The 18949-nt window shown below is 74.2% G+C and carries 14 protein-coding genes; 8 read left to right on the top strand and 6 right to left on the bottom strand.

What is annotated here, in order from left to right; all coding sequences use genetic code 11:
• The first annotated feature begins 4 nt into the window (after positions 1 to 4).
• Both M1P99_RS24365 and M1P99_RS24360 read left to right on the top strand, forming a co-directional pair.
• Positions 5 to 2356, top strand: coding sequence for an NACHT domain-containing NTPase (locus M1P99_RS24365; RefSeq protein WP_369696571.1), 2352 nt, complete (start codon positions 5 to 7; stop codon positions 2354 to 2356).
• Positions 2357 to 2554: 198 nt separating this feature from the next.
• Entirely contained in the window at positions 2555 to 4327 is a 1773-nt protein-coding gene (locus M1P99_RS24360) for a GAF domain-containing protein (RefSeq protein ID WP_304454906.1), read from the top strand.
• A 44-nt stretch (positions 4328 to 4371) separates the two neighbouring features.
• On the opposite strand, the gene M1P99_RS24355 is transcribed toward M1P99_RS24360, so the two are convergent.
• Positions 4372 to 5037, bottom strand: a complete 666-nt coding sequence (locus M1P99_RS24355) for a response regulator transcription factor (RefSeq protein WP_304454905.1) — start codon at positions 5035 to 5037, stop codon at positions 4372 to 4374.
• A gap of 281 nt (positions 5038 to 5318) precedes the next feature.
• Between M1P99_RS24355 and M1P99_RS24350 the strand changes: the two genes are divergently transcribed.
• Positions 5319 to 5885, top strand: a complete 567-nt coding sequence (locus M1P99_RS24350; protein ID WP_304454904.1) for a pyridoxamine 5'-phosphate oxidase family protein — start codon at positions 5319 to 5321, stop codon at positions 5883 to 5885.
• A gap of 318 nt (positions 5886 to 6203) precedes the next feature.
• Entirely contained in the window at positions 6204 to 8468 is a 2265-nt protein-coding gene (locus M1P99_RS24345) for a DUF6351 family protein (protein ID WP_304454903.1), read from the top strand.
• Positions 8469 to 8562: 94 nt separating this feature from the next.
• Here M1P99_RS24345 and M1P99_RS24340 read toward each other — a convergent pair whose 3' ends face one another.
• Positions 8563 to 9114 carry a transcriptional regulator gene (locus M1P99_RS24340; RefSeq protein ID WP_304454902.1) on the bottom strand — a complete coding sequence of 184 codons (552 nt, stop codon included), beginning with the start codon at positions 9112 to 9114 and terminating at the stop codon, positions 8563 to 8565.
• Positions 9115 to 9188: 74 nt separating this feature from the next.
• Between M1P99_RS24340 and M1P99_RS24335 the strand changes: the two genes are divergently transcribed.
• A complete protein-coding gene (locus M1P99_RS24335) occupies positions 9189 to 10451 on the top strand; it encodes an MFS transporter (RefSeq protein WP_304454901.1) in 1263 nt (420 codons plus the stop codon).
• A 115-nt stretch (positions 10452 to 10566) separates the two neighbouring features.
• Positions 10567 to 11346, top strand: coding sequence for a phosphotransferase (locus M1P99_RS24330; RefSeq protein ID WP_304454900.1), 780 nt, complete (start codon positions 10567 to 10569; stop codon positions 11344 to 11346).
• Between the two features lie 42 nt (positions 11347 to 11388).
• Here the strand turns inward: M1P99_RS24330 and M1P99_RS24325 are convergent, their stop codons facing one another.
• A complete protein-coding gene (locus tag M1P99_RS24325; RefSeq protein ID WP_304454899.1) occupies positions 11389 to 12090 on the bottom strand; it encodes a class I SAM-dependent methyltransferase in 702 nt (233 codons plus the stop codon).
• Positions 12091 to 12560: 470 nt separating this feature from the next.
• Between M1P99_RS24325 and erm the strand changes: the two genes are divergently transcribed.
• Both erm and M1P99_RS24315 read left to right on the top strand, forming a co-directional pair.
• Entirely contained in the window at positions 12561 to 13391 is an 831-nt protein-coding gene (gene erm, locus M1P99_RS24320; protein ID WP_304454898.1) for an ErmE/ErmH/ErmO/ErmR family 23S rRNA (adenine(2058)-N(6))-methyltransferase, read from the top strand.
• Entirely contained in the window at positions 13339 to 13608 is a 270-nt protein-coding gene (locus M1P99_RS24315) for a Uma2 family endonuclease (RefSeq protein WP_304454897.1), read from the top strand. Before erm ends, M1P99_RS24315 begins: the two co-directional genes overlap by 53 nt.
• 27 nt (positions 13609 to 13635) lie before the next feature.
• Here M1P99_RS24315 and treZ read toward each other — a convergent pair whose 3' ends face one another.
• From treZ to treY, 3 genes are all read right to left on the bottom strand, one after another.
• A complete protein-coding gene (gene treZ / locus M1P99_RS24310; protein WP_304454896.1) occupies positions 13636 to 15420 on the bottom strand; it encodes a malto-oligosyltrehalose trehalohydrolase in 1785 nt (594 codons plus the stop codon).
• 89 nt (positions 15421 to 15509) lie between these two features.
• The gene (locus M1P99_RS24305; protein ID WP_304454895.1) at positions 15510 to 16388 is read right to left on the bottom strand and encodes a putative RNA methyltransferase; all 879 of its coding nucleotides are present in this window, start codon (positions 16386 to 16388) and stop codon (positions 15510 to 15512) included.
• 38 nt (positions 16389 to 16426) lie between these two features.
• Positions 16427 to 18853: a malto-oligosyltrehalose synthase gene (treY, locus tag M1P99_RS24300; protein WP_304454894.1), complete on the bottom strand. Its 2427-nt coding sequence runs from the start codon at positions 18851 to 18853 to the stop codon at positions 16427 to 16429.
• Positions 18854 to 18949: the final 96 nt, after the last annotated feature.

Raw genomic sequence — 18949 nt, 5'->3', positions numbered from 1 at the left:
CCTGGTGCCCCTCCGCCAGTACGTGGACGATCCCCTCCCCGAACCGGCCGACTTCGTCCGGCACGCCGGGCGCCACCTCGCCGACCAGGCGCCTCCGGGGTGGGCCACGCGCGTACTCGCCGAGGGCCGCGGGGTCGTGCTGGTGGACGGCGTCGACGAACTCCCGCCCGGGCGGCGCGAGGACGCCCGCCGCTGGCTGCGCGACCTGCTCACCGACTTCCCCGACTGCCGGTACGTGGTGACGGCCAGGCCCGGGGCCGCGGGTGAGGCGTGGCTGGACGCCGACGGTTTCACCAGCGCGGAGATCCGACCGCTGCGGGAACGGGACGTGCGGTCCTTCGTCCACCACTGGCACGAGGCCGTGCGCGGCCAGACCGCCGACGAGGCCGAACGCGCCCTGCTGACCCGCTACCAGTCCGAGCTGACCCGAAAGGTCCTGGGCCAGCGCCACCTGCGCGCGATCGCGTCCACTCCCCTGCTCTGCGCGCTGCTGTGCGCCCTGTACCGCGACCGGCACACGTCGCTGCCCCGGGACCGGATGGAGGTGTACGAGGCGGCGCTGGCCATGCTGCTCAAGGACCGCGACCAGCAGCGCGGTATCGAGGGGATCGACCTGTCGCGCCAGGAGCTGGTCCTGCTCCACCAGGAGCTGGCCAGGTGGCTCGTGCTGAACGGGAGCTCGGACGCGCCGACGGCCACCGCGCAGCGCCAGGTCACACGTGTTCTGGCGGCCATGCACCGCGTCAGTGAGCGGCCGGAGGAGGTGTTCTCCCACCTGGTCGTGCGCGGCGGCCTTCTCCAGTGCCCGGCCGTGGACCGGGTGAGCTTCCTGCACCGCACCTTCGAGGAGTACCTGGCGGCCAAGGCACTCGTGGAGGAGGACAGCTTCCCGCTCCTGATCAAGCACGCGCACGACGAACAGTGGCACGAGGTCGTGGTGATGGCCGCCGGGCACGCCACACCCGCGCAGAGGGAGGAGCTGATCGGCGGCCTGTTGGAGCGTTCCGGCCGGGTCAAGAAGCACCGCGACCGCTTGCTGCTGGTGGCCTTCGCCTGCCTGGAGACCTCGCCCCGGCTGTCCCCTCGGCTCCGGGACGAGGTGCGGGACAGGGTGCGGAGCATCCTCCCGCCGCGCACCGAGGCCCACGTGCACGCTCTGGCCCTGGTCGGTGAGTACGCGCTCCCCCTGCTCTCGGAGGCGCCGCCGAAGAACGCCCGCCAAGCCGTGAAGGCCATCGAGACCGCGTCGGCGATCGGCGGACCGCGGTCCGTCCCGATCATCGAGGACGCGCTCAGGTTCGACTCCGAACGTGTCTTCCTCGCCGCGCAGCAGGCCTGGTGGAAAGAACGCACTCCGGACCTCGCCAGAGCCTTCTTCCCCGTGGCGGAGAAGCGGCGCCCGCACTATTACGTGCCCGTGACCGTGGACCAGATCCCACTGCACTCCCTCCACATGCCGGGCAACAGTCGGGTCTCCGTGGAGGGCGGGCACGGGGAGCGTGTGGACGAGCTGGCCTCCATGTCCGGCGTCACGTTCGTCCACCTGCGGAACCGGGACGGTGAGGACTGGCACGGAATCGATCTGGCACCCCTGCGGGAGATCCCGCTCCTGGACCGGGTCGAGGTCTACGGCAGCGCCTCCGCGTCGTCCATCGCTCCCCTCACCGGGAGCCCGATCGAGGAACTCGACCTCAGCTGGCCGGACCGCACCCTTGATCTTCACCTGACCAGGCAATTCGCCAGTCTCGAACGCCTGGTGCTGGCCCGCTCGCTTCCCGCGGTGCCGTTCGGGGACGTGGTTCCCGAGACAGGGTTGGACGCCCTCGCCTTCGTGCGGACCGGTATGCCGGATCTGCGCTACCTGACGAGCCGCCCCGACTCCGTTCACAGGCTCACGGTACTCGCCGCTCCCGGCCTCGAAGGCCTCGACGGATTGGAGAGCCAGGGCGGAACGCTGACGCACCTGGTCATCCGAGAGAACGAAGGGGATCAGCCGGTCTCCTTCCGGCCCCTTGCGGAGCTGGCCAAGGTCACAGCGCTGCGCGTCGAGGGCCCGTCCTGGAGCCGCCCCGGCAATCCGGCGTGGATCACTCGGATGCCCGAGCTCCGCCACCTACACCTGGGCAACCACGCCGCGGGGCGCCCCACGTGGGTCATCGCTCCCTGGATCGCGGACCTGCCCCACCTGCAGGACCTCTACCTCCAGTACGCCGGCCACATCGACCTCACGGCACTGGCGGGCGTCGAGGACCTGACCGTGCATGTGAGCGCGACCCAGAGGGTGACGGGAGCCCACCTCCTCGGTACGGGATCCACGCTGGTCAAAACCGACCTGCTGCGCTTCCTGCGCTGGTGAGAGCACGGTCCGGACGATTCCACGCAGGCGCACCCGACATGCGCCCACCGGCCGAGGTCGACGGCGGTGCGTGGCGGGTCAGCGCGAGCGGCTCGGGGTGCCTTCTGCGCCCCGCGCCGCGATCCCGGGAGGCGGGGAGATCCGAACCGTCGTAAGGTCGGAGCCACAAGCTTCGACACCTGCCGGAGATGAACCCTCATGAGCCAGACAGGCGACGAGCCGTACGAGCACGACGAGCGGTACCGGCTGTCCCTGCCCCGCGCCGGGCTGGACGACCTCCTGGACGAGGTCAGGGCGCGCATGTCCGACATCTACGCGACCCAGGACCGGATCCGCACGCTGCTGGAGGCGGTCATCTCCATCGGGGAGGGCCTGCAGCTGGACCCGCTGCTGCTGCGCATCACCGAGACCGCCGCCCGCCTGGTCAACGCCCGCTACGGCGCCCTGGGCGTGATCGGCTCCAACGGCGAACTCGCCCGGTTCATCCCGGTCGGCCTCCAGCCCGAGGAGATCGCCGCCATCGAGCACTGGCCCGAGGGCAAGGGCATCCTCGGCCTGCTGATCAAGGAACCGCACGCGCTGCGGCTCAGCGACGTGCACGATCACCCCGAGTCGCGCGGGTTCCCCGAGGGCCACCCGCCCATGCACTCCTTCCTGGGGGTGCCCATCCGCATCCGCGACCAGGTGTTCGGCAACCTGTACATGACCGACAAGCGCGACGCCAGCCGGTTCACCGAGGACGACGAACTGCTGCTGCGGGCCCTGGCCACCGCGGCGGGCACGGCCATCGAGAACGCGCAGCTGTACTCCCAGTCCCAGAGCCGTGAGACCTGGCTCGACGCCTCCGGGCAGATCACCACGCAGCTGCTGACCGGGGCCGCTCCCGACCAGGTGCTGCGGCTGGTCGCGCGCCGGGCCCGCGTCATGGCGCACGCCGACTTCGCGGTCATCGCCATGCCCGGATCCGAGCCCCGCACGCTCACCGTGCGGGTCTGGGACGCCGTCGGGGACCACGGCGGCCGGCCGTGGGCGGGCCTGGAGGGAGCCGTCCTCTCCTGCGGCCCCGACACTCTGCTGGGGCGCGTCTACATGGGCGGTGACGCCATGATGGCCGACGTCTCCGCACCCGAGCACCAGGGCGCGGACTTCCTGAAGGACCTGGGCGCCGGACCCGTGCTCGTGCTGCCCTTCGGACCGCCCGAGGGCGTGCGCGGCATCCTCTTCCTGGCCCGTTCCCGGGACAAGGACGCCTTTCAGGAGAGCTGGGTGGGCGTGCTGTCGTCCTTCGCCGACCAGGCGGCCGTCGCCCTGGAACTGGCCGAGGCCCGTCTGGACTCCGAGCGCCTGACCGTGTTGGAGGACCGCGACCGGATCGCCCGCGACCTGCACGACACCGTCATCCAGCGGCTCTACGCCACGGCCATCACCCTGATGGGCACCGTGCGGCGGATCGACGACACGGGCACCGCGGCCCGGGTCCAGGGCGCGGTCACCGACCTGGACGACACCATCCGCCAGATCCGCTCCACGATCTTCGCGCTGCAGAGCACCGGGTCGGACGCCTCCTGGCTGCGCTCCCGGGTGCTGGACCTGGTCAACAGCGCCGGCGACACCCTCGGGTTCGCGCCCCGCCTGCTGACTCAGGGCCCCATCGACAACGAGGTCGACGAGACGGTCGGCGAACACCTGACGGCGGTCCTGCGTGAGCTGCTGTCCAACATCTCCCGGCACGCCGGGGCGACCCGGGTGGACGTGGAGCTGTCGGTCGGGGACGACCTGTGCCTGCGGGTGGTCGACGACGGGTGCGGCATTCCCGAGGGCGCCGTTCGCAGCGGGCTGCGCAACGTCGAGTCGCGCGCCCGGGAGCTGGGCGGACACGTCACGGTCACCACGGCCGAGGAGCAGGGCACCACGGTCGTGTGGCGGGTGCCCTGCCGGGCCGGTGCGGCCGACCCGCACCGCGACGACTGACATCCCGAGGAGCATCCCGGCCGCTGCGGCGGCCGGGCCGGACGCTACCGGTGGGCCCGGTCATCGCCCATGGACAGCTTGGTCGCGTAGGAGGCCGCCTGGGTACGCCGTGCCATGCCCAGTTTGGCGAGCACCCGCGAGACGTAGTTCTTCACCGTCTTCTCGGCCAGGAACATCCTGGCGCCGATCTCCCGGTTGGTCATGCCCTCGCCGATCAGCTCCAGGACGCGCCGCTCCTGCTCGGTGAGGTCGCTGAGGGGGTCCTGGCGCACGGCGTCCTCGCGCAGCCGGCGCAGCATCCGGGTCGTGGACTCCGGGTCGAGCAGTGAGCGGCCCTCCGCCACGGTGCGCACGGCGCCGACGAGGTCGGTGCCCTGGATCTGTTTGAGGATGTACCCCGACGCCCCGGCCATCACGGCGCCGTAGAGCGCATCGTCGTCGGAGTAGGAGGTCAGCATGAGGATGCGCGTCTCGGGGAGCTGGGAGCGGATCTCCCGGCACAGCGTGACCCCGTCGCCGTCGGGCAGGCGCACGTCCAGAACGACCACGTCCGGGGCGAGCGCCGGGATCCGGGCCTTGGCACGTGCGGCGGTGCCGGCCTCGCCCACGATGTCGATGTCGGCCTCGTCGGCCAGGAGGGATCCCACACCGCGCCGCACCACCTCGTGGTCGTCCACGAGGAACACTCGGATCATGCCGTCACCGCTCATCGGCCGACCACCTTTCGTCACCGCCGCCCTGGGAATTCCGGGTCGCCCGGCCACCGCGGACAGACGGGGCCACGGCTCTGGAAGCACAGCCTAGCCACTGTGGGCGGTGCGGGTCGTGAGCCGAACGTCCCGCGCTGTTTGAGCCCCAGGTCCCCGGGGGAGGCGAGGATCGAGGACCTTCTGCGCCCCGGCCGGGACCGACGGACCACGTCGACGGTACGAGCAACGAGGATGATGGTGGCGGGAAGGCAGCCGGACCGGCGTGTGACAGGGGGCGTGTGATGACTTCTTCAAGCGGTTCGAACGAGTCGGCACAGGGGCGCGGGGGTGTCACGGGGGCACCCGCAGCCCCTGCTCCGCGCGCGGCCTCGGACCTGGCGGGCACCGAGCAGCTGAGCGAGGACGCCGAACTGCTGGTGGGCGCGGACATCGCCGAGAGCACGGACTCCAGCTTCACCGTGCTGGAACGGGAGACCTGCCTCAACCTGCTGTCCACACGCGGCATCGGGCGGGTGGCCTTCACCATCGAGGGCGACGCCGCCCCCACGGTGCTGCCGGTGAACTACACGCTGCTCAACGACACGATCGTGTTCCGGTCCAACCTGGCCGGGACCATCATGCGGCACGGGCGCGGGTACGCCGCCTTCGAGGTGGACCACTTCGACCACGAGCGCTTCGAGGGGTGGAGCGTGCTCGTCTCGGGCCGGTGCCGGTGGATTCGCGACACCGGTGAGCTGAGCCGCATCCCGCAGGGGCAGCTCGCCAAGCCCTGGGCCTCGGGTGTGCGCGACCAGGTCCTCAAGATCGTGCCGAGCCGGATCTCCGGCCGACGGATCGCCAGGAGCTGACCGCGGGGTTCGGCGTTCCCGGGGACGGCGGGGACGCGGAGCCGTGACGGCGGTCGGCCCGGGCCGGACGGGCCGCCCGGCGTGCGTTCGCGAGCCGGTGGTCCGCCGCGGGGCGGGAGTGCCTTCCGCACCCGCCCCGGTCCGGGTTCGGTTCGTCCCGGTTCGGGGTACCGCTCCCCCTATGGGAGCGCGCAGTCCTCGGCGGCCACGGAGTAACCGGAACGCCGCCGGCCGCCACACGGGTCCTACCCGCCCGGGTGATCAGACGTACCCGGTCGGCGAGCGCGCCGCCGGCCCCTCCCGCGCCGCGGGCCGCCCGTGCTGAGCCGCCGCGGCACGCGGGTCCTGCTCGGCGCCGGCGCGGCCGCACTGGCCGCCCTCTTCACGGTCTCCGGCGCGCCCCTGGCCGGACTGCCCGCCGTCGTCGCCGCGGCGCTGCCCTCCTCGGCCGCGCCCGCGAGGCCTCCCCCGGCACCGCCCGTGGGCGCGGAGGCGGCCCCCGACGGCACCCGTCCGCTCACGGTCGAGGTGCTCTCCTCCCGCCCCGACACCGTGACGGACGGCACCGCGCTGGTGCGCGTGGCCCTGCCCGCCTCGGTCGAACCGCACCTGGTGCGGCTGGCCGCCGACGGCGCCGACGTCACCGGGAACCTGCGCACGGTCGTGCTCGGCGACGGCGGACTGGCGCTGGAGGGCGTGGTCACCGGCCTGCCCGTGGGCGGCTCCGCCCTGGTGGCGACGGTGCGCGGCTCCGACCGCTCGGCGCGGCTCCCGGTCACCAACCACCCCGCCGCCGGTCCGGTGTTCTCCGGCCCGCACGAGGAGCCGTTCGTGTGCCAGACCGACGACTTCGCGCTGCACGGCGGCGGGACGCTGGGACCGCCGTTGGACGCGGACTGCTCGGCGCGGACCGTGGTCCGGTACATATACCGGACCACCGGCGGAGCGTGGGCGGAGCTGCCCGACCCGGACCGGGTGCCCGCCGACGCGGCCGAGACCACGACCACCACGGGTCGGACGGTCCCCTACACCGTGCGCGTGGAGACGGGTACGGCGAACCGGTCGATCTACGAGACGGCGGTGCTGTACGCGCCGGGTGAGGAGGGTCCCGACCCCTGGCACCGGCACCCGGGCTGGAACGGCCGGCTCGTGTTCAGGTTCGGCGGCGGATGCGCGGGCGGCTGGTACGTCCAGGGCCGCTCCACCGCCGGTGTCCTGGACCCCGGCATGCTCGCCCGGGGGTACGCGGTCGCCTCGTCCTCTCTGAACGTGTTCGGCCACAACTGCAACGACCTGCTGGCCGCCGAGAGCGCCGCCGCGGTCAAGGAGCGCTTCGTCCTCTCCCACGGGGTGCCCGACGCGACCCTGGGCTGGGGCAACTCCGGCGGCGCCTACCAGGCGCACCAGATCGCCGACAACCACCCGGGCCTGCTGGACGGGATCGTGGTCGCCCAGAGCTTCCCGGACGTGGTCTCGTCCGTGGTCCCGGCGGTGGCCGACGCCCGCCTGCTGCACGCCTACACGCGGGCCCACCCCGACGCGCTCACGCGCGACCGGCAGACGGCGGTGTCGGGGTTCGGGCACTGGGCGAACATCGAGAGGATGGCCGACTCGGCCGTACGCCTGGACCCCGCGGGCACGTGCCCCGCCCGGTGGTCCGAGCACGAGGTCTACCACCCCGAGGACAACCCCGGCGGGGCCCGCTGTGAGCTGTTCGCGCACACCGTCAACGTCTACGGCACCGACCCGGACACCGGCCTGCCCCGGCGCCCGCTGGACAACGTCGGCGTCCAGTACGGTCTCGGCGCCCTGCTCGACGGCACACTCGACGTGGACGCCTTCCTGCACCTGAACGAGCACATCGGGGGCCTGGACGAGGACGGCCGGGTGGTCGGGGAGCGGATGCGCGCCGACCCGGGCGCGGTCGTCGCCGCCTACCGGACCGGGCGGGTGCTGTACACCGGAAACGGGCTGGCCGACATCCCCGTGGTGGACTACCGCGCGTATCAGGACGACACTCCCGGCGGGGACATCCACCAGCGCTACCACTCCTTCTCCACGCGGGCGCGCATGGTCGCGGCCAACGGCCACGCGGACAACCACGTGATGCTGGCGGAGTCGCGCGAGCACGGTCGCTTCTCCGCGTCGGCGCCGGTCTCCGGGCGGGCCCTGACCGAAATCGACGCCTGGGTGAGCGGCATCCGCGAGCAGGAGAGGGCCCGTCCCGAGCGGCCGCGCGCCGAGCACGTGCGCACGGCCCGGCCGGAGTGGCTCGTGGACTCGTGCTGGGTGGGCGGGCCGGCGGCCGAGCGCGTGGCGGCCGAGCAGCGCCCCCTGACCGGCGGCGATCCCTGCGCGGACGCCTTTCCCGTGCACACGTCTCCGCGCACGGTGGCGGGCGCGCCGCTGTCCTCCGACGTCCTGGCGTGCCGCCTGCGGCCCTTCGACGCCGCCGAGCACCCGGCCGACTTCGACGAGGAGCAGGCCGAGCGCGCCGCCGCGGTCTTCGCCGACGGGGTGTGCGACTACTCCGTCCCCGGGCGCGGCCAGCAGGCCCCCGCCGGGACCTGGCTGCGCCTGTGAGGCGGGGCGCAGCGCCGGCGCGGGGACACGGCTCCCGTGTTCCGCCTCCTGCCTCGGCCCCCGCCCTCGCGTGTGTCCGGGCGGCGGCTGAGGCTCATTCGGCGGGGCGGTGCAGGATGAACGCCCCGCCGTACAGCGGCTGGTCCCGGCGCTGGTGGTCGGTGGCCACGTACTCGTCCAGGACGGCGAGGATGCGGCGGTCGAGTTCGGCGACCTGTTCGTCGGACAGGTGCAGCGCGAAGCGCGCGAACGCGCGTACCGACTCGGGGCCGGCTTCGGCCAACTCCTGCTGGAAGGCGCTCACCGGGGCGGAGCCGTCGGTGCCCCCCGGCGGCTGGGACCCGTCCAGCCACCAGGACTCGCCGGTGGCGCGGTAGGGCTTCTCCAGCGCCCCGCCGGCGCCGGTGCGCACGGGTTCGGCCACCAGCAGGCCCGCGGCCACGAGCTGTCGCACGTGGTAGAGGACGGTGCCGGGCGCGGTGTCGAGGCGGTCCGCGAGTTCCCGGTTGGTGAGCTCGCGGTGCAGGCACAGGCGCAGGATACGCACGCGCAGCGGGTGGGCCAGGGCCTTGGCCTCGCGGACGGTGGCCGGGCGCCGCCGGCGCGGCGCCGGGGCGGGGGCGCCGTGCTCTTCCTCGTCGCTCATGGCCGTCAGCGTAACAACCATGGGGAACCGATGAATCGATTGAGTTTTCTCAATCGATCTGGAATCCTCGACCCATGGACGAATCCTCCCGCCCCACCGACGCCCCCTCCCCCTCCGCGGCCCTGGGCGGCCGCTTCTGGCGGCTGTGGGGTTCCTCCGTGCTGTCCAACCTGGCCGACGGCGTGCTCAAGGTCGCCCTGCCCCTGGCCGCGCTGCGGCTGACCGACTCCCCACCCCTGGTGGCGGGCGTGACCTTCGCGCTCACCCTCCCCTGGCTGGTGTGCGCGCTGCCCGCCGGAGCCCTGGCCGACCGGGTCGACCGGCGCACGGCGATGCTCGGCGCCAACCTCGTTCGCGCCCTCGCCCTCACCGCCCTCGCACTGGTCCTGGCCTCGGGCACGGCGTCGATCTGGGCGCTGTACGCCGTGGCGCTGTGCGTGGGTGTGGCCGAGACCGTCTACGACACCTCCGCGCAGTCGATCCTGCCGCAGGTGGTGCCGCGCGGCCGGCTCTCGGCCGCCAACGGCCGCCTGCACGCCGCGGAGCTGACCGCGCAGCAGTTCGTCGGCCCGCCGCTGGGCGGTCTGCTGGCGGCGCTGGGTCTGGTCACCGCCTTCGCCACTCCGGCCGGGCTGTGGCTGGCGGCGCTGGGGGCGCTGCTGACCGTCGGCGGCCGCTACCGGGTCGCGCGGGGGGCGCCCGCGCCCCTGCGGTCCGACATCGCCGAGGGCCTGCGGTTCCTGTGGAGGCACCGCCTGCTGCGGGCGCTCGCGGTCATGGTGGGCGTGTCCAACTTCGCGACCAACGCGGCGTTCGCCGTGCTGGTGCTGTACGCGGTCGGCCCGGAGTCGGCCCTGGGCCTGACCGAGCCCGGGTACGGGGTGCTGCTGACCGCGACCGCCGCGGGCAGCCTGCTCGGAGCGCTGGGCGCCGAACGGATCGAACGGTTCCTGGGCCGGGGGCGGTCGCTGTGGGTGACCGTCCTGACCTTCGCCCTGCTGGTCGGCGCGCCGGCGCTGAGCACGAACCCGTACGGGGTGGCGGCCTGTTTCCTGGTCGGCGGGGTCGGGATCGCGGTGTGGAACGTCATCACGGTGTCGCTGCGCCAGCGGACCACCCCCGATGCCCTGCTCGGCCGGGTCAACAGCGCCTACCGGCTGCTGGCCTGGGGCACCATGCCGCTGGGTGCGGCCGCGGGCGGGCTCCTGGCCGAGTTCCTGGGCGTGCGGGCTGTGTTCGCGGTGATGGCGCTGCTCGTGCTGACGCTGCTCGTGCCGATGGCGCGGATCGACCGCGCGGCCCTGGACTCGGACGGGGCGCGACACCACGCCGGATAGCCCCGACAGACCCCGGCGCCCGACGCCGGGAGCCGGAGTCGGCCACGGGTCCGGCCTGCCCCGTGCCCGGCAAAACCGGTGGACGCGCCCGCCCGCCCGGCCCGAGCATGGGGCCATGGCGGACCTGTGGCCCTCCGGGCCGGACGAGACACCGATGACGGGCGGCAACGTGGCCGCGGAGGTCGTGCGAGCGGGCGCGACGGTGCGCAAGCCCTGGCTCCGCTCCTCACCGTCGGTCCTGGACCTGCTGCGCTATCTGGAGCGCCGCGGCTACGAGGGCGCTCCGGCCGGGCTGGGCCGCGACGACCGCGGCCGACAGGTGCTGGAGTACGTGCCCGGGACGATGGCCGATCGGATGGCACCACTGAGCGCGGCCGAGCTGGGCCGGGTCGGGGGGACGATCCGGCGCCTGCACGACCTGACCGCCGACTACCGGCCGCCGCGGGACGCCGTGTGGGAGGCATGGCTGCGGCCGCTGCGCGAGGAGGTCGTGTGCCACCACGACCTCGCGCCGTGGAACCTGGTCCGCGACGGCGACCGCTGGGTCTTCGTGGACTGGGACGGCGCCGCCCCGGGCTCGCGGATGGAGGACCTGGGCTACGCCGCGCACGGCTTCGTTCCCCTGCACCCCGGCGGCGACCCGCGGGCCGACGCCCGTCGCCTGCGCGCGCTGGCCGACGGGTACGGCTGCGACGGCGCCCAGCGGCGGGAACTGCCCGACGCGGTCCTGTACCGGGTGCGGGGGATGTTCCACACCCTGCGGGAGGGGGCGCGCACGGGCGTCCAGCCGTGGGCCCGGCTGCACGCGCAGGGTCACGCGGAGCACTGGGGTCCGGCCGCCGACTACGTGGAGCGCTACCGCGACGTGTGGCTGGCGGCCCTGACCGCGCCGTGAGCCCGGCCGGGGCCGCGCGGGCGGCGCGGGGAACCCGATCCGTCAGGCCGGGAGGTCCCACACCAGGGCGGCGGAGATGGGGTGGCCGCGGAACCGTTCCCACTTCGGCTTGGCCGCGACCCAGTCGTCGTCCACGGTGGCCTCCGACAGCTCGGCCAGCCGCCACCCGGCGGCCAGAGCCGCGCGCACGTGGTCGCTGAGCAGGTGCACGTGGGTGGTGATGGCCACGTCCTCCCCCGCGTCGTCGGTGAAGTGCGTGGGCATGCCCGACACCATCATGAACTGCGGGTGGTAGGCGACCAGGGCGAAGGTCCCGCCCGGCGCGGCCAGGCGCCGGGCCTCGGCGTAGAGCGGGGCCAGGTCGGGCAGGTGCTCGTCGATCAGTGAGGCGATCACCAGGTCGTAGGCGCCCTCGGACAGACCGCTCGCGCGCACGTCCCCCTGGGTGAGGCTGTCGTGGGCGCCGCGCGCGTCGGCCAGCTTGAGCATTCCGGCGCTGAGGTCGACGCCGTCCACGCGCGCCACGCCCCGTCCGCGCAGCCAGGCGCCCGTGCGCCCGGTGCCGCATCCCAGGTCGGCGGCGCGCCGGACGGCGGCCCAGTCGGGGTGGGCGAGGCCCTCCAGCAGGGCGAGGTCCATGGCGTCCAGGACGGAGTCCTCGTAGGTGCTCGACCAGCCGTCGTAGCCGGTGGCCACGTCGACCGTGCGGTAGTGGCGGGTGTCGAAGTCCGCGAAGTTCGGCATGGTCGCGAGTATGGCGTGGTCACGCCCGCCGGGGCGAGTCGTTTTCCCGACCGCCCACCCCGCAGGGAAAACCCGTTGCCCGGCCGTGGGGGACCCTCCTACGGTGGGGCGCATGTGCTGCTTCTGCGCGATAGAGGACCGGGCCCTGACCTGGTCCCTGAGCGCCCCTGAACTCGTCGTCCGGCCCCGGTCCGCTTCCCTGGACCGGTAGCCGGCGCCCGAGGCCTCTGTTCGGCGCGCGTTCGCGCCCGGAGGCGTCGAGGCCGCCCGCGCCCCACGCCGCCCGCCCGCGCCACTCGTGCGCGTTCGGGCGCGGTGGCGCGCGCACCCTCCCCGCTCCGGTCCAGGTCCCGCCTGTCCACTTTCCTCCAGGACGGGCCGCCCGGACCTTCCCCGGCGTGCGCACAGTGCCGCGCCCGAACTCGGCGCCCGTCCTTGTCGGCCACCCCGTGGCTGGAACGGACCGCACCGTGGCACGTACCGCACGCCCGCGACGCACCTCCGCCGGAGACACCCGGCGCCGCCTGTCCCAGAACTTCCTCGCCGATCCCGGTGCCGCCCGGCGCGTGGTGCGCCTGTCCGGGATCGGACCCGACGACCTGGTGGTCGAGATCGGTCCCGGCGAGGGCGCGATCACCCGCTTCCTCGTCCCCGCGGCCGGCCGGGTGACCGCCTACGAGCTCGACCCCCGCCTGGCCGACCGCCTGGCCGCGCGCTACCGCGGCCGGCCGCTGCGGGTGGTGCGCGCCGACTTCACCCGCTCCCGCCCGCCCCGCGGCCCCTTCGCCGTGGTGGGCAACATCCCCTACGCCCGCACCGCCGACATCGTGCGGTGGTGCCTTGCGGCACGGGACCTGACCCGGGCCACGCTGGTCACGCAGCTGGAGTACGCGCGCAAGCGCACCGGCGCCTGCGGGCGCTGGAGCCGGTTGACGGTGCTGACGTGGCCGGAGTGGTCGTGGTCGCTGGCGGGCCGGATCGACCGCGACCGGTTCCGGCCGGTGCCCCGCGTGGACGCCGGGATCCTCGTATTGGACCGACGCGCGCGGCCCCTGGTGGCGGCCGAGCGCCGAGCGGCCTACCGGCACCTGGTGGAGCTGGGGTTCGGCGGGGTGGGCGGGTCGCTGGGCGCGTCGCTGCGCCGGGCACACCCGGCCCGCCGGGTGGCGGCGGCGCTGCGCGCGGCCGGAGTCCCGCCGGACGCACCCGTGGGGACGGTCTCCCCGGACCAGTGGCTGACGGTGTTCGGTGTGCTCGACGAGGGAACGAACTCGGTCGAGGAAGTCCTGCGAAGCCGATAACTCCGCGGACCGTGTCGAGGAACCCGCCGCGTACGCGGCAACCGGTATCGGCGTCTACCTGCTGGTGGACCGCGACGCCAACGCCGTCGTAGTCCACTCCCGACCGGTGGCAGGTCGATACCTGGACCGGTCAGAGCACCCCTACGGCGAGGCCGTACGGGTCCCTGGTGTCGGGATCGTCTTGGACACCGACACTCTCAAGCGCTTCGCCCGCTGACCATCCGACGGCCCAGGAGCGGCCCGCTCACAGCCGCAGGACGGCGAAGCACTCCCCCGGCAGGTCGACCAGTGTGCCGCGCACGCGCGGGCGGCCGTTGGCGAACAGGAGTTCGCGGGGCGGGGCGTCGAGTTCGACTTCGGCGTCGACCGGGTCCAGGTTGCAGACCACGCGAAGGCCGCCGCGGACCAGGACGAGCTGACGGCCGTCGCCGCTCGCCACGACCTCGAACCGGTCCAGGCGCGGGTCGGCCAGTTCGGGTTCGTCCCGGCGCAGGGCGATGAGGGAGCGGTAGGTCTCCAGGACCAGCGCGTGGTGCTTGTGGTCGCGCTGGTCCCAGTCCAGGACGGCGGAGTCGCGGGTGGCGGGGTCCATGGGGTCGGGTACGTCCTCCTCGGCCCATCCCAGGGCGGCGAACTCGCGTCGGCGGCCGCGCCGTACGCCCTCCACCAGGTCGGGGTCGGTGAAGGAGGCGAAGAAGGGCCAGGGAGTGGTGGCGGCCCACTCCTCGCCCATGAAGAGCATGGGTGTGAAGGGCGAGCACAGGACCAGCGCGGCGCCGCAGGCGAGCAGTGTGGGCGAGAGCCGCTCGCCCATGCGGTCGCCGCGCGCGCGGTTGCCGATCTGGTCGTGGTTGCTCAGGTAGCCGAGGAAGCGGTGGCCCGGGACGCGCACGGTGTCCACGGGGGCGCCGTGGGTGCGGCGGCGGAAGGAGGAGTAGGTGCCCGCGTGCCAGAACGCGCGGGTCAGCGTGGTGGGCAGCGCCTCGGGATCGTCGAAGTCGGCGTAGTAGCCGTGGGTCTCTCCGGTGAGGGCCACGTGCAGGGCGTGGTGGAGGTCGTCGGACCACTGCGCGTCCATCCCCAGGCCGCCCGCCTCGCGGGGCGCGACCGTGCGCGGGTCGTTGCGGTCGGACTCGGCGATCAGCGCCAGCGGCCGGCCCAGGGCGGTGGCCAGCGCCTCGACCTCGTCGGAGAGCGCGGCGAGCAGCGGTGTGGCGCGGTCGTCGCGCAGGGCGTGGACGGCGTCCAGGCGCAACCCGTCCAGGTGGAAGTGGCGCAGCCAGTCGAGCGCGCCGTCCAGGACGTGGCGGCGCACGGGGTCGGAGTCAGGTCCGTCGAGGTTGAGCGAGGGCCCCCAGGCGTTCTCCCCGGAGAAGTAGGGGCCGAAGCGGGGCAGGTAGGCCCCGGAGGGTCCCAGGTGGTTGTAGACCACGTCCAACAGGACGGCCAGGCCGCGGGCGTGGGCGGCGTCGACGAAGGCCTTGAGCGCGTCGGGGCCGCCGTAGGGCTCGTGCACGGCCGACCACAGGACGCCGTCGTAGCCCCATCCGTGGGTGCCGTCGAAGGCGTTGAGCGGCAGGAGTTCGACGTGGGTGACGCCGAGGTCGGCCAGGTGGTCCAGCCGTTCGGCGGCCGACCACAGGTCCCCTTCGGGGGTGAAGGTGCCCACGTGCAGCTCGTAGACCACGCCGCCGGGCAGGGCGCGGCCGGTCCAGGAGCCGTCGGTCCAGGTGTGGGCGGCGTGGTCGTAGACGCGGCTCGCGGCGTGGACACCCCCGGGCTGCCGGAGCGAGCGCGGGTCGGGCAGCGGCCGCGGGTCCTCGTCCAGGAGGTAGGCGTAGTCGGTTCCGGGTCCAGCGGTGTCGACGCCGGCGCGCCACCAGCCGTCGTCGCCGCGCCGCATGCGGTGGTCGGCGCCGTCGGCACGCAGGGTGACGCGGGCGGCGTGGGGCGCCCAGACGGCGAAGTCGCCGTCCACCCCCCGTCCGGGCGTCGCGGTGGTGGTGGACACGGTCTCCTGTTCGCTCACGGAGGGTCACCTACCCCGGTGCCGGACCCTTCACGCCGGGCGATCGTGACCGGGGTGCCTCGCCGCGCCCGCCGGACCGACCGGCGGTGTCAGCACGGGTGGTAGCCGTGCAGCCGCACGGACGCGGTGACCGTGACGGGGGCGGGCAGTGCGGCGATGCGGTCGCGCAGGTCGGCGGGGGTGATGTGGCGGGCGCTGGGGCCCATGCCGACGACGGTGGCCGCGTCCTCGTGGGTGAGTTCCATGGTGAAGCGCAGCGGCCGGGCCTGCGCCGGAGCGAAGTCGCCGTGCAGGGACTCGGCGAGGCGCTCGTCCTTGCGCGGGTCCACCTCCAGCAGCCCCAGGGGCGCCCGGAGTTCGGCGAGGTGATCGGTGTCGGGGGTGACGACGACCAGCACGCCGTCGGGGCGCAGGACGCGCCGGAACTCGGCGGCGTTGCGCGGGGCGAAAACGTTGAGCAGGGCGTCGACCGATCCGGTGCGCAGCGGCAGGGGCCGCCAGGTGTCGGCGGTGACGGCTCCGCCGCGCTCGTGGGCGCGGGCGGCCCTGCGGACGGCGAACTTGGACACGTCGAGGGTGAGCCCCACGGCGTCGGGCCGGGCGTCGAGCACCTGGGTCAGGTAGTGGCCGGTGCCGCCGCCGACGTCTGCGATCAGCGGCGCCGGAACCGTCTGTGCCAGGGCCTCGGCCAGGGCGCGGCCGAGGGGATCGTAGTGGCCGGCGGCCTGGAAGCGCACGCGGTCGGCGACCATCTCCTTGCTGTCGCCGGTGCCGGGCGGGGTGGATCCGGTGAGCAGCCCGGCGTAGCCCTCCCGGGCGATGTCGAAGGCGTGCCCCCGGTCGCAGGCCAACCCGCGCTCTCCGCGGTCGAGCCCGTCGCCGCAGACGGGGCAGGCCAGCACCGCCGCGACACGGTCGGGCATGCGCAGCCGGGGGCCGGTGTGGTGTGTGGTGTTCTCTCGCGCCATGATCGCGCCCAGCGTAGCCGGGTCGGCGCCGGTTCCGGTCACTCCCGGACCAGCACGGCCACCGGGTAGCGGTCGAGCAGGCCGGCCAGGCCCGCCAGGGTGAGGCCGTCGGCGGTGGCCGGTGCCAGGGCGCGTCCGGTGAGCCGGTCGGTCCACGCGCCCGGCCCCGAGGGCAGCGCGAGGGACGTCTCACCCCATCCGCCCGTCTCGGCCAGCGCGATCGGCAGCCGGGTGGCGACCACCGCCAGGTCGGGCCGGGCGGCCCCGCGCGAGGTGCGGGCGAAGGCCAGTGCGTGGCGGGCGGCCGGCCCGGTGGCGGTGAGCGGGAGGTAGCCGGCGGGGTCGAGGTCGCGGCGCGCGCGCAGGCAGGTGCGGACCAGGTGGAGCTTGGCGGCGCCGGAGGCGTCCACGGGCGGTCGCCATCCCGACTCGATCCGTTCGAGCAGCGCGGTGCGGGCCGCCCAGTCCACGGGTCGGCGGTTGTCGGGGTCCACCAGGGACAGGTCCCACAGCTCGGTCCCCTGGTAGACGTCGGGGACGCCGGGGCCCAGGAGCTGGACGGCCTTCTGCCCCAGGGAGTTGCTCCACCCGGGCCGCAGCAGCGACTCGGCCATCGCGGCGACCTCGGCGCACAGGTCGGCGTCGGCCAGCACCTGGCCGGGCCAGGCCCGCACGTGTTCCTCGAAGCCGGTGTCGGGTGCGGTCCAGGAGGTGCCCAGGCGCGCCTCCCGGGCCGCCTTGAGCAGGTACTCCGCGAGCCGGTCCGTGCCGATGGGCCAGGCGCCGACGAGGGTCTGCCAGCCGAGCAGGTTCAGGGCGGGTTCGGGCAGGGGGCGGCGCTCGGTCCAGCGGCGGACGGCGTCGGCGAAGTCCTCGGCCACCTCCGAGAGCGCGGCCAGCCGGGCCCGCACGTCCTCCGAGCGCTTGGTGTCGTGGGTGGACAGGGTGGTCATGGTGTGCGGTCGGGCGGCGGCGCGACGGGCCGCGGCCGTGTGCAGTTCGCCGGGGTCCACGGCGAAGCGGCCGGGGTCGCCGCCGACCTCGTTGAGGGCGACGAAGCGGGTGGCGCGGTAGAAGGCGGTGTTCTCCGTGCCCATGGCCACGACCATGCCGCTGGTCTGCTGGATGCGCCGCGCGGCCTCGCCCCTGGGGTCGGCGCGTACGCGGCGGTCGATGACCTCCAGGTCGAAGGCGAGGTCGGGTCGGCGGTCGATGGCGCGGCGCACCGCGCGCGTCCAGGCGTCGGTCTGCTCGGGCAGGTAGGAGCGGTAGACGTCGAAGGCGCACAGCAGCTCGGCGACGGCGTCCTCCCGCTGACGGTCGGCCATGGCCGAGGGCCGGGGGGTGGTGGCGGGCGGCTGGGCGGGGAGCAGGGCGGCGATGCGGCGGACCTCGGCGCACAGCAGCTCGGAGGCGGCCTGGTGGCGGGCGTGGTCGTCGGCGGCCCCCGTGTCGGTCTCGACTCCCTGCGCTTCGGCCAGCGCGGTCAGGGCGGGCTCGCCTCCGGGGTCGGTGAACGCCCCGCAGACCTCGCGCAGGGCGTCGTAGCCGGTGGTGCCCGCCACCGGCCAGGACTGGGGCAGGTCCTCGTCGGGGGCGAGGATCTTCTCCACCACGATCCACCCGCCGAAGCGCTCGGCGAGGCGGCGCAGGTAGCCGCCGGGATCGGTGAGTCCGTCGACGTGGTCCACGCGCAGTCCGTCGAGTTGGCCGAGCCCGGCCCAGCGCAGGATCTCGGCGTGGGTGGCGTCGAACACGCCCGGGTCCTCCACGCGGACGGCGGCCAGTTCGTTGACGTCGAAGAAGCGGCGGTAGTTCAGCTCCGTGTCCCCGCGCCTCCAGGACACCAGGCGGTAGTGCTGGCGCTCGTGCAGCCGCTGGACCGGTGCGCCGGGCTCGTGGGTGCCCGGCGCCAGCGGGTAGCGCTTGTCGTGGTAGACCAGGCAGCCGTCGGCGACGGCGAGGTCGTCCAGGGCGGCCCGGCCGCCGTCGCCGTCGTCGGCCAGGACGGGCACCAGGAGCGGTCCCCGGTCGAAGTCGATGTCGAAGCAGCGCGCGAAGACCGAGTCCCGGCCGTGTTCGAGGACGTCCCACCACCAGGGGTTGGCGGCGGGCTGGGCCACGGACATGTGGTTGGGCACGATGTCGGCGACCACGCCCAGGCCGAGCCCGTGTGCCTTGTCGGCCAGGGCCGCGCGGGCGGTGTCGCCGCCCAGGACGGGCGCGACGCGGGTGGGATCGACCACGTCGTAGCCGTGCGACGACCCGGGCGCGGCGGTGAGCACCGGGGAGAGGTAGACGGCGCCGACACCGAGCCGGTGCAGGTAGTCGAGCTGGTCAGTGGCGTCGTCCAGGGTGAACCCGGGGCCCAGTTGGAGGCGGTAGGTTGACGTCGGAGCGGTGTCCGCGGGCGTGTCGTCGGTGCTCTTCACGGATGATCCGTGCCCGTCCCGCCCGCGTGTCATGCATGCCGCCGCAGGTCCGGCGCATCCGTGGCCCGCGGGACCCGGGTCGGGGCCACGGCCCGCCAATGGTTAAATGCTCGGCGGTGTTCCATCACC

The organism is Nocardiopsis sp. YSL2 (assembly GCF_030555055.1).
GTDB lineage: Bacteria > Actinomycetota > Actinomycetes > Streptosporangiales > Streptosporangiaceae > Nocardiopsis.
This window is presented reverse-complemented; position numbering and strand designations above follow the sequence as displayed.

Bases quoted from the DNA above. Each gene is read 5' to 3' on its own strand.
- M1P99_RS24330 (WP_304454900.1), top strand. From the start codon at position 10,567: ATGGCGGACCTGTGGCCCTCCGGGCCGGACGAGACACCGATGACGGGC.
- M1P99_RS24340 (WP_304454902.1), bottom strand. From the start codon at position 9,114: ATGAGCGACGAGGAAGAGCACGGCGCCCCCGCCCCGGCGCCGCGCCGG.
- M1P99_RS24325 (WP_304454899.1), bottom strand. From the start codon at position 12,090: ATGCCGAACTTCGCGGACTTCGACACCCGCCACTACCGCACGGTCGAC.
- treY (WP_304454894.1), bottom strand. From the start codon at position 18,853: ATGACACGCGGGCGGGACGGGCACGGATCATCCGTGAAGAGCACCGAC.
- M1P99_RS24350 (WP_304454904.1), top strand. From the start codon at position 5,319: ATGACTTCTTCAAGCGGTTCGAACGAGTCGGCACAGGGGCGCGGGGGT.
- M1P99_RS24355 (WP_304454905.1), bottom strand. From the start codon at position 5,037: ATGAGCGGTGACGGCATGATCCGAGTGTTCCTCGTGGACGACCACGAG.
- M1P99_RS24305 (WP_304454895.1), bottom strand. From the start codon at position 16,388: ATGGCGCGAGAGAACACCACACACCACACCGGCCCCCGGCTGCGCATG.
- M1P99_RS24360 (WP_304454906.1), top strand. From the start codon at position 2,555: ATGAGCCAGACAGGCGACGAGCCGTACGAGCACGACGAGCGGTACCGG.
- M1P99_RS24335 (WP_304454901.1), top strand. From the start codon at position 9,189: ATGGACGAATCCTCCCGCCCCACCGACGCCCCCTCCCCCTCCGCGGCC.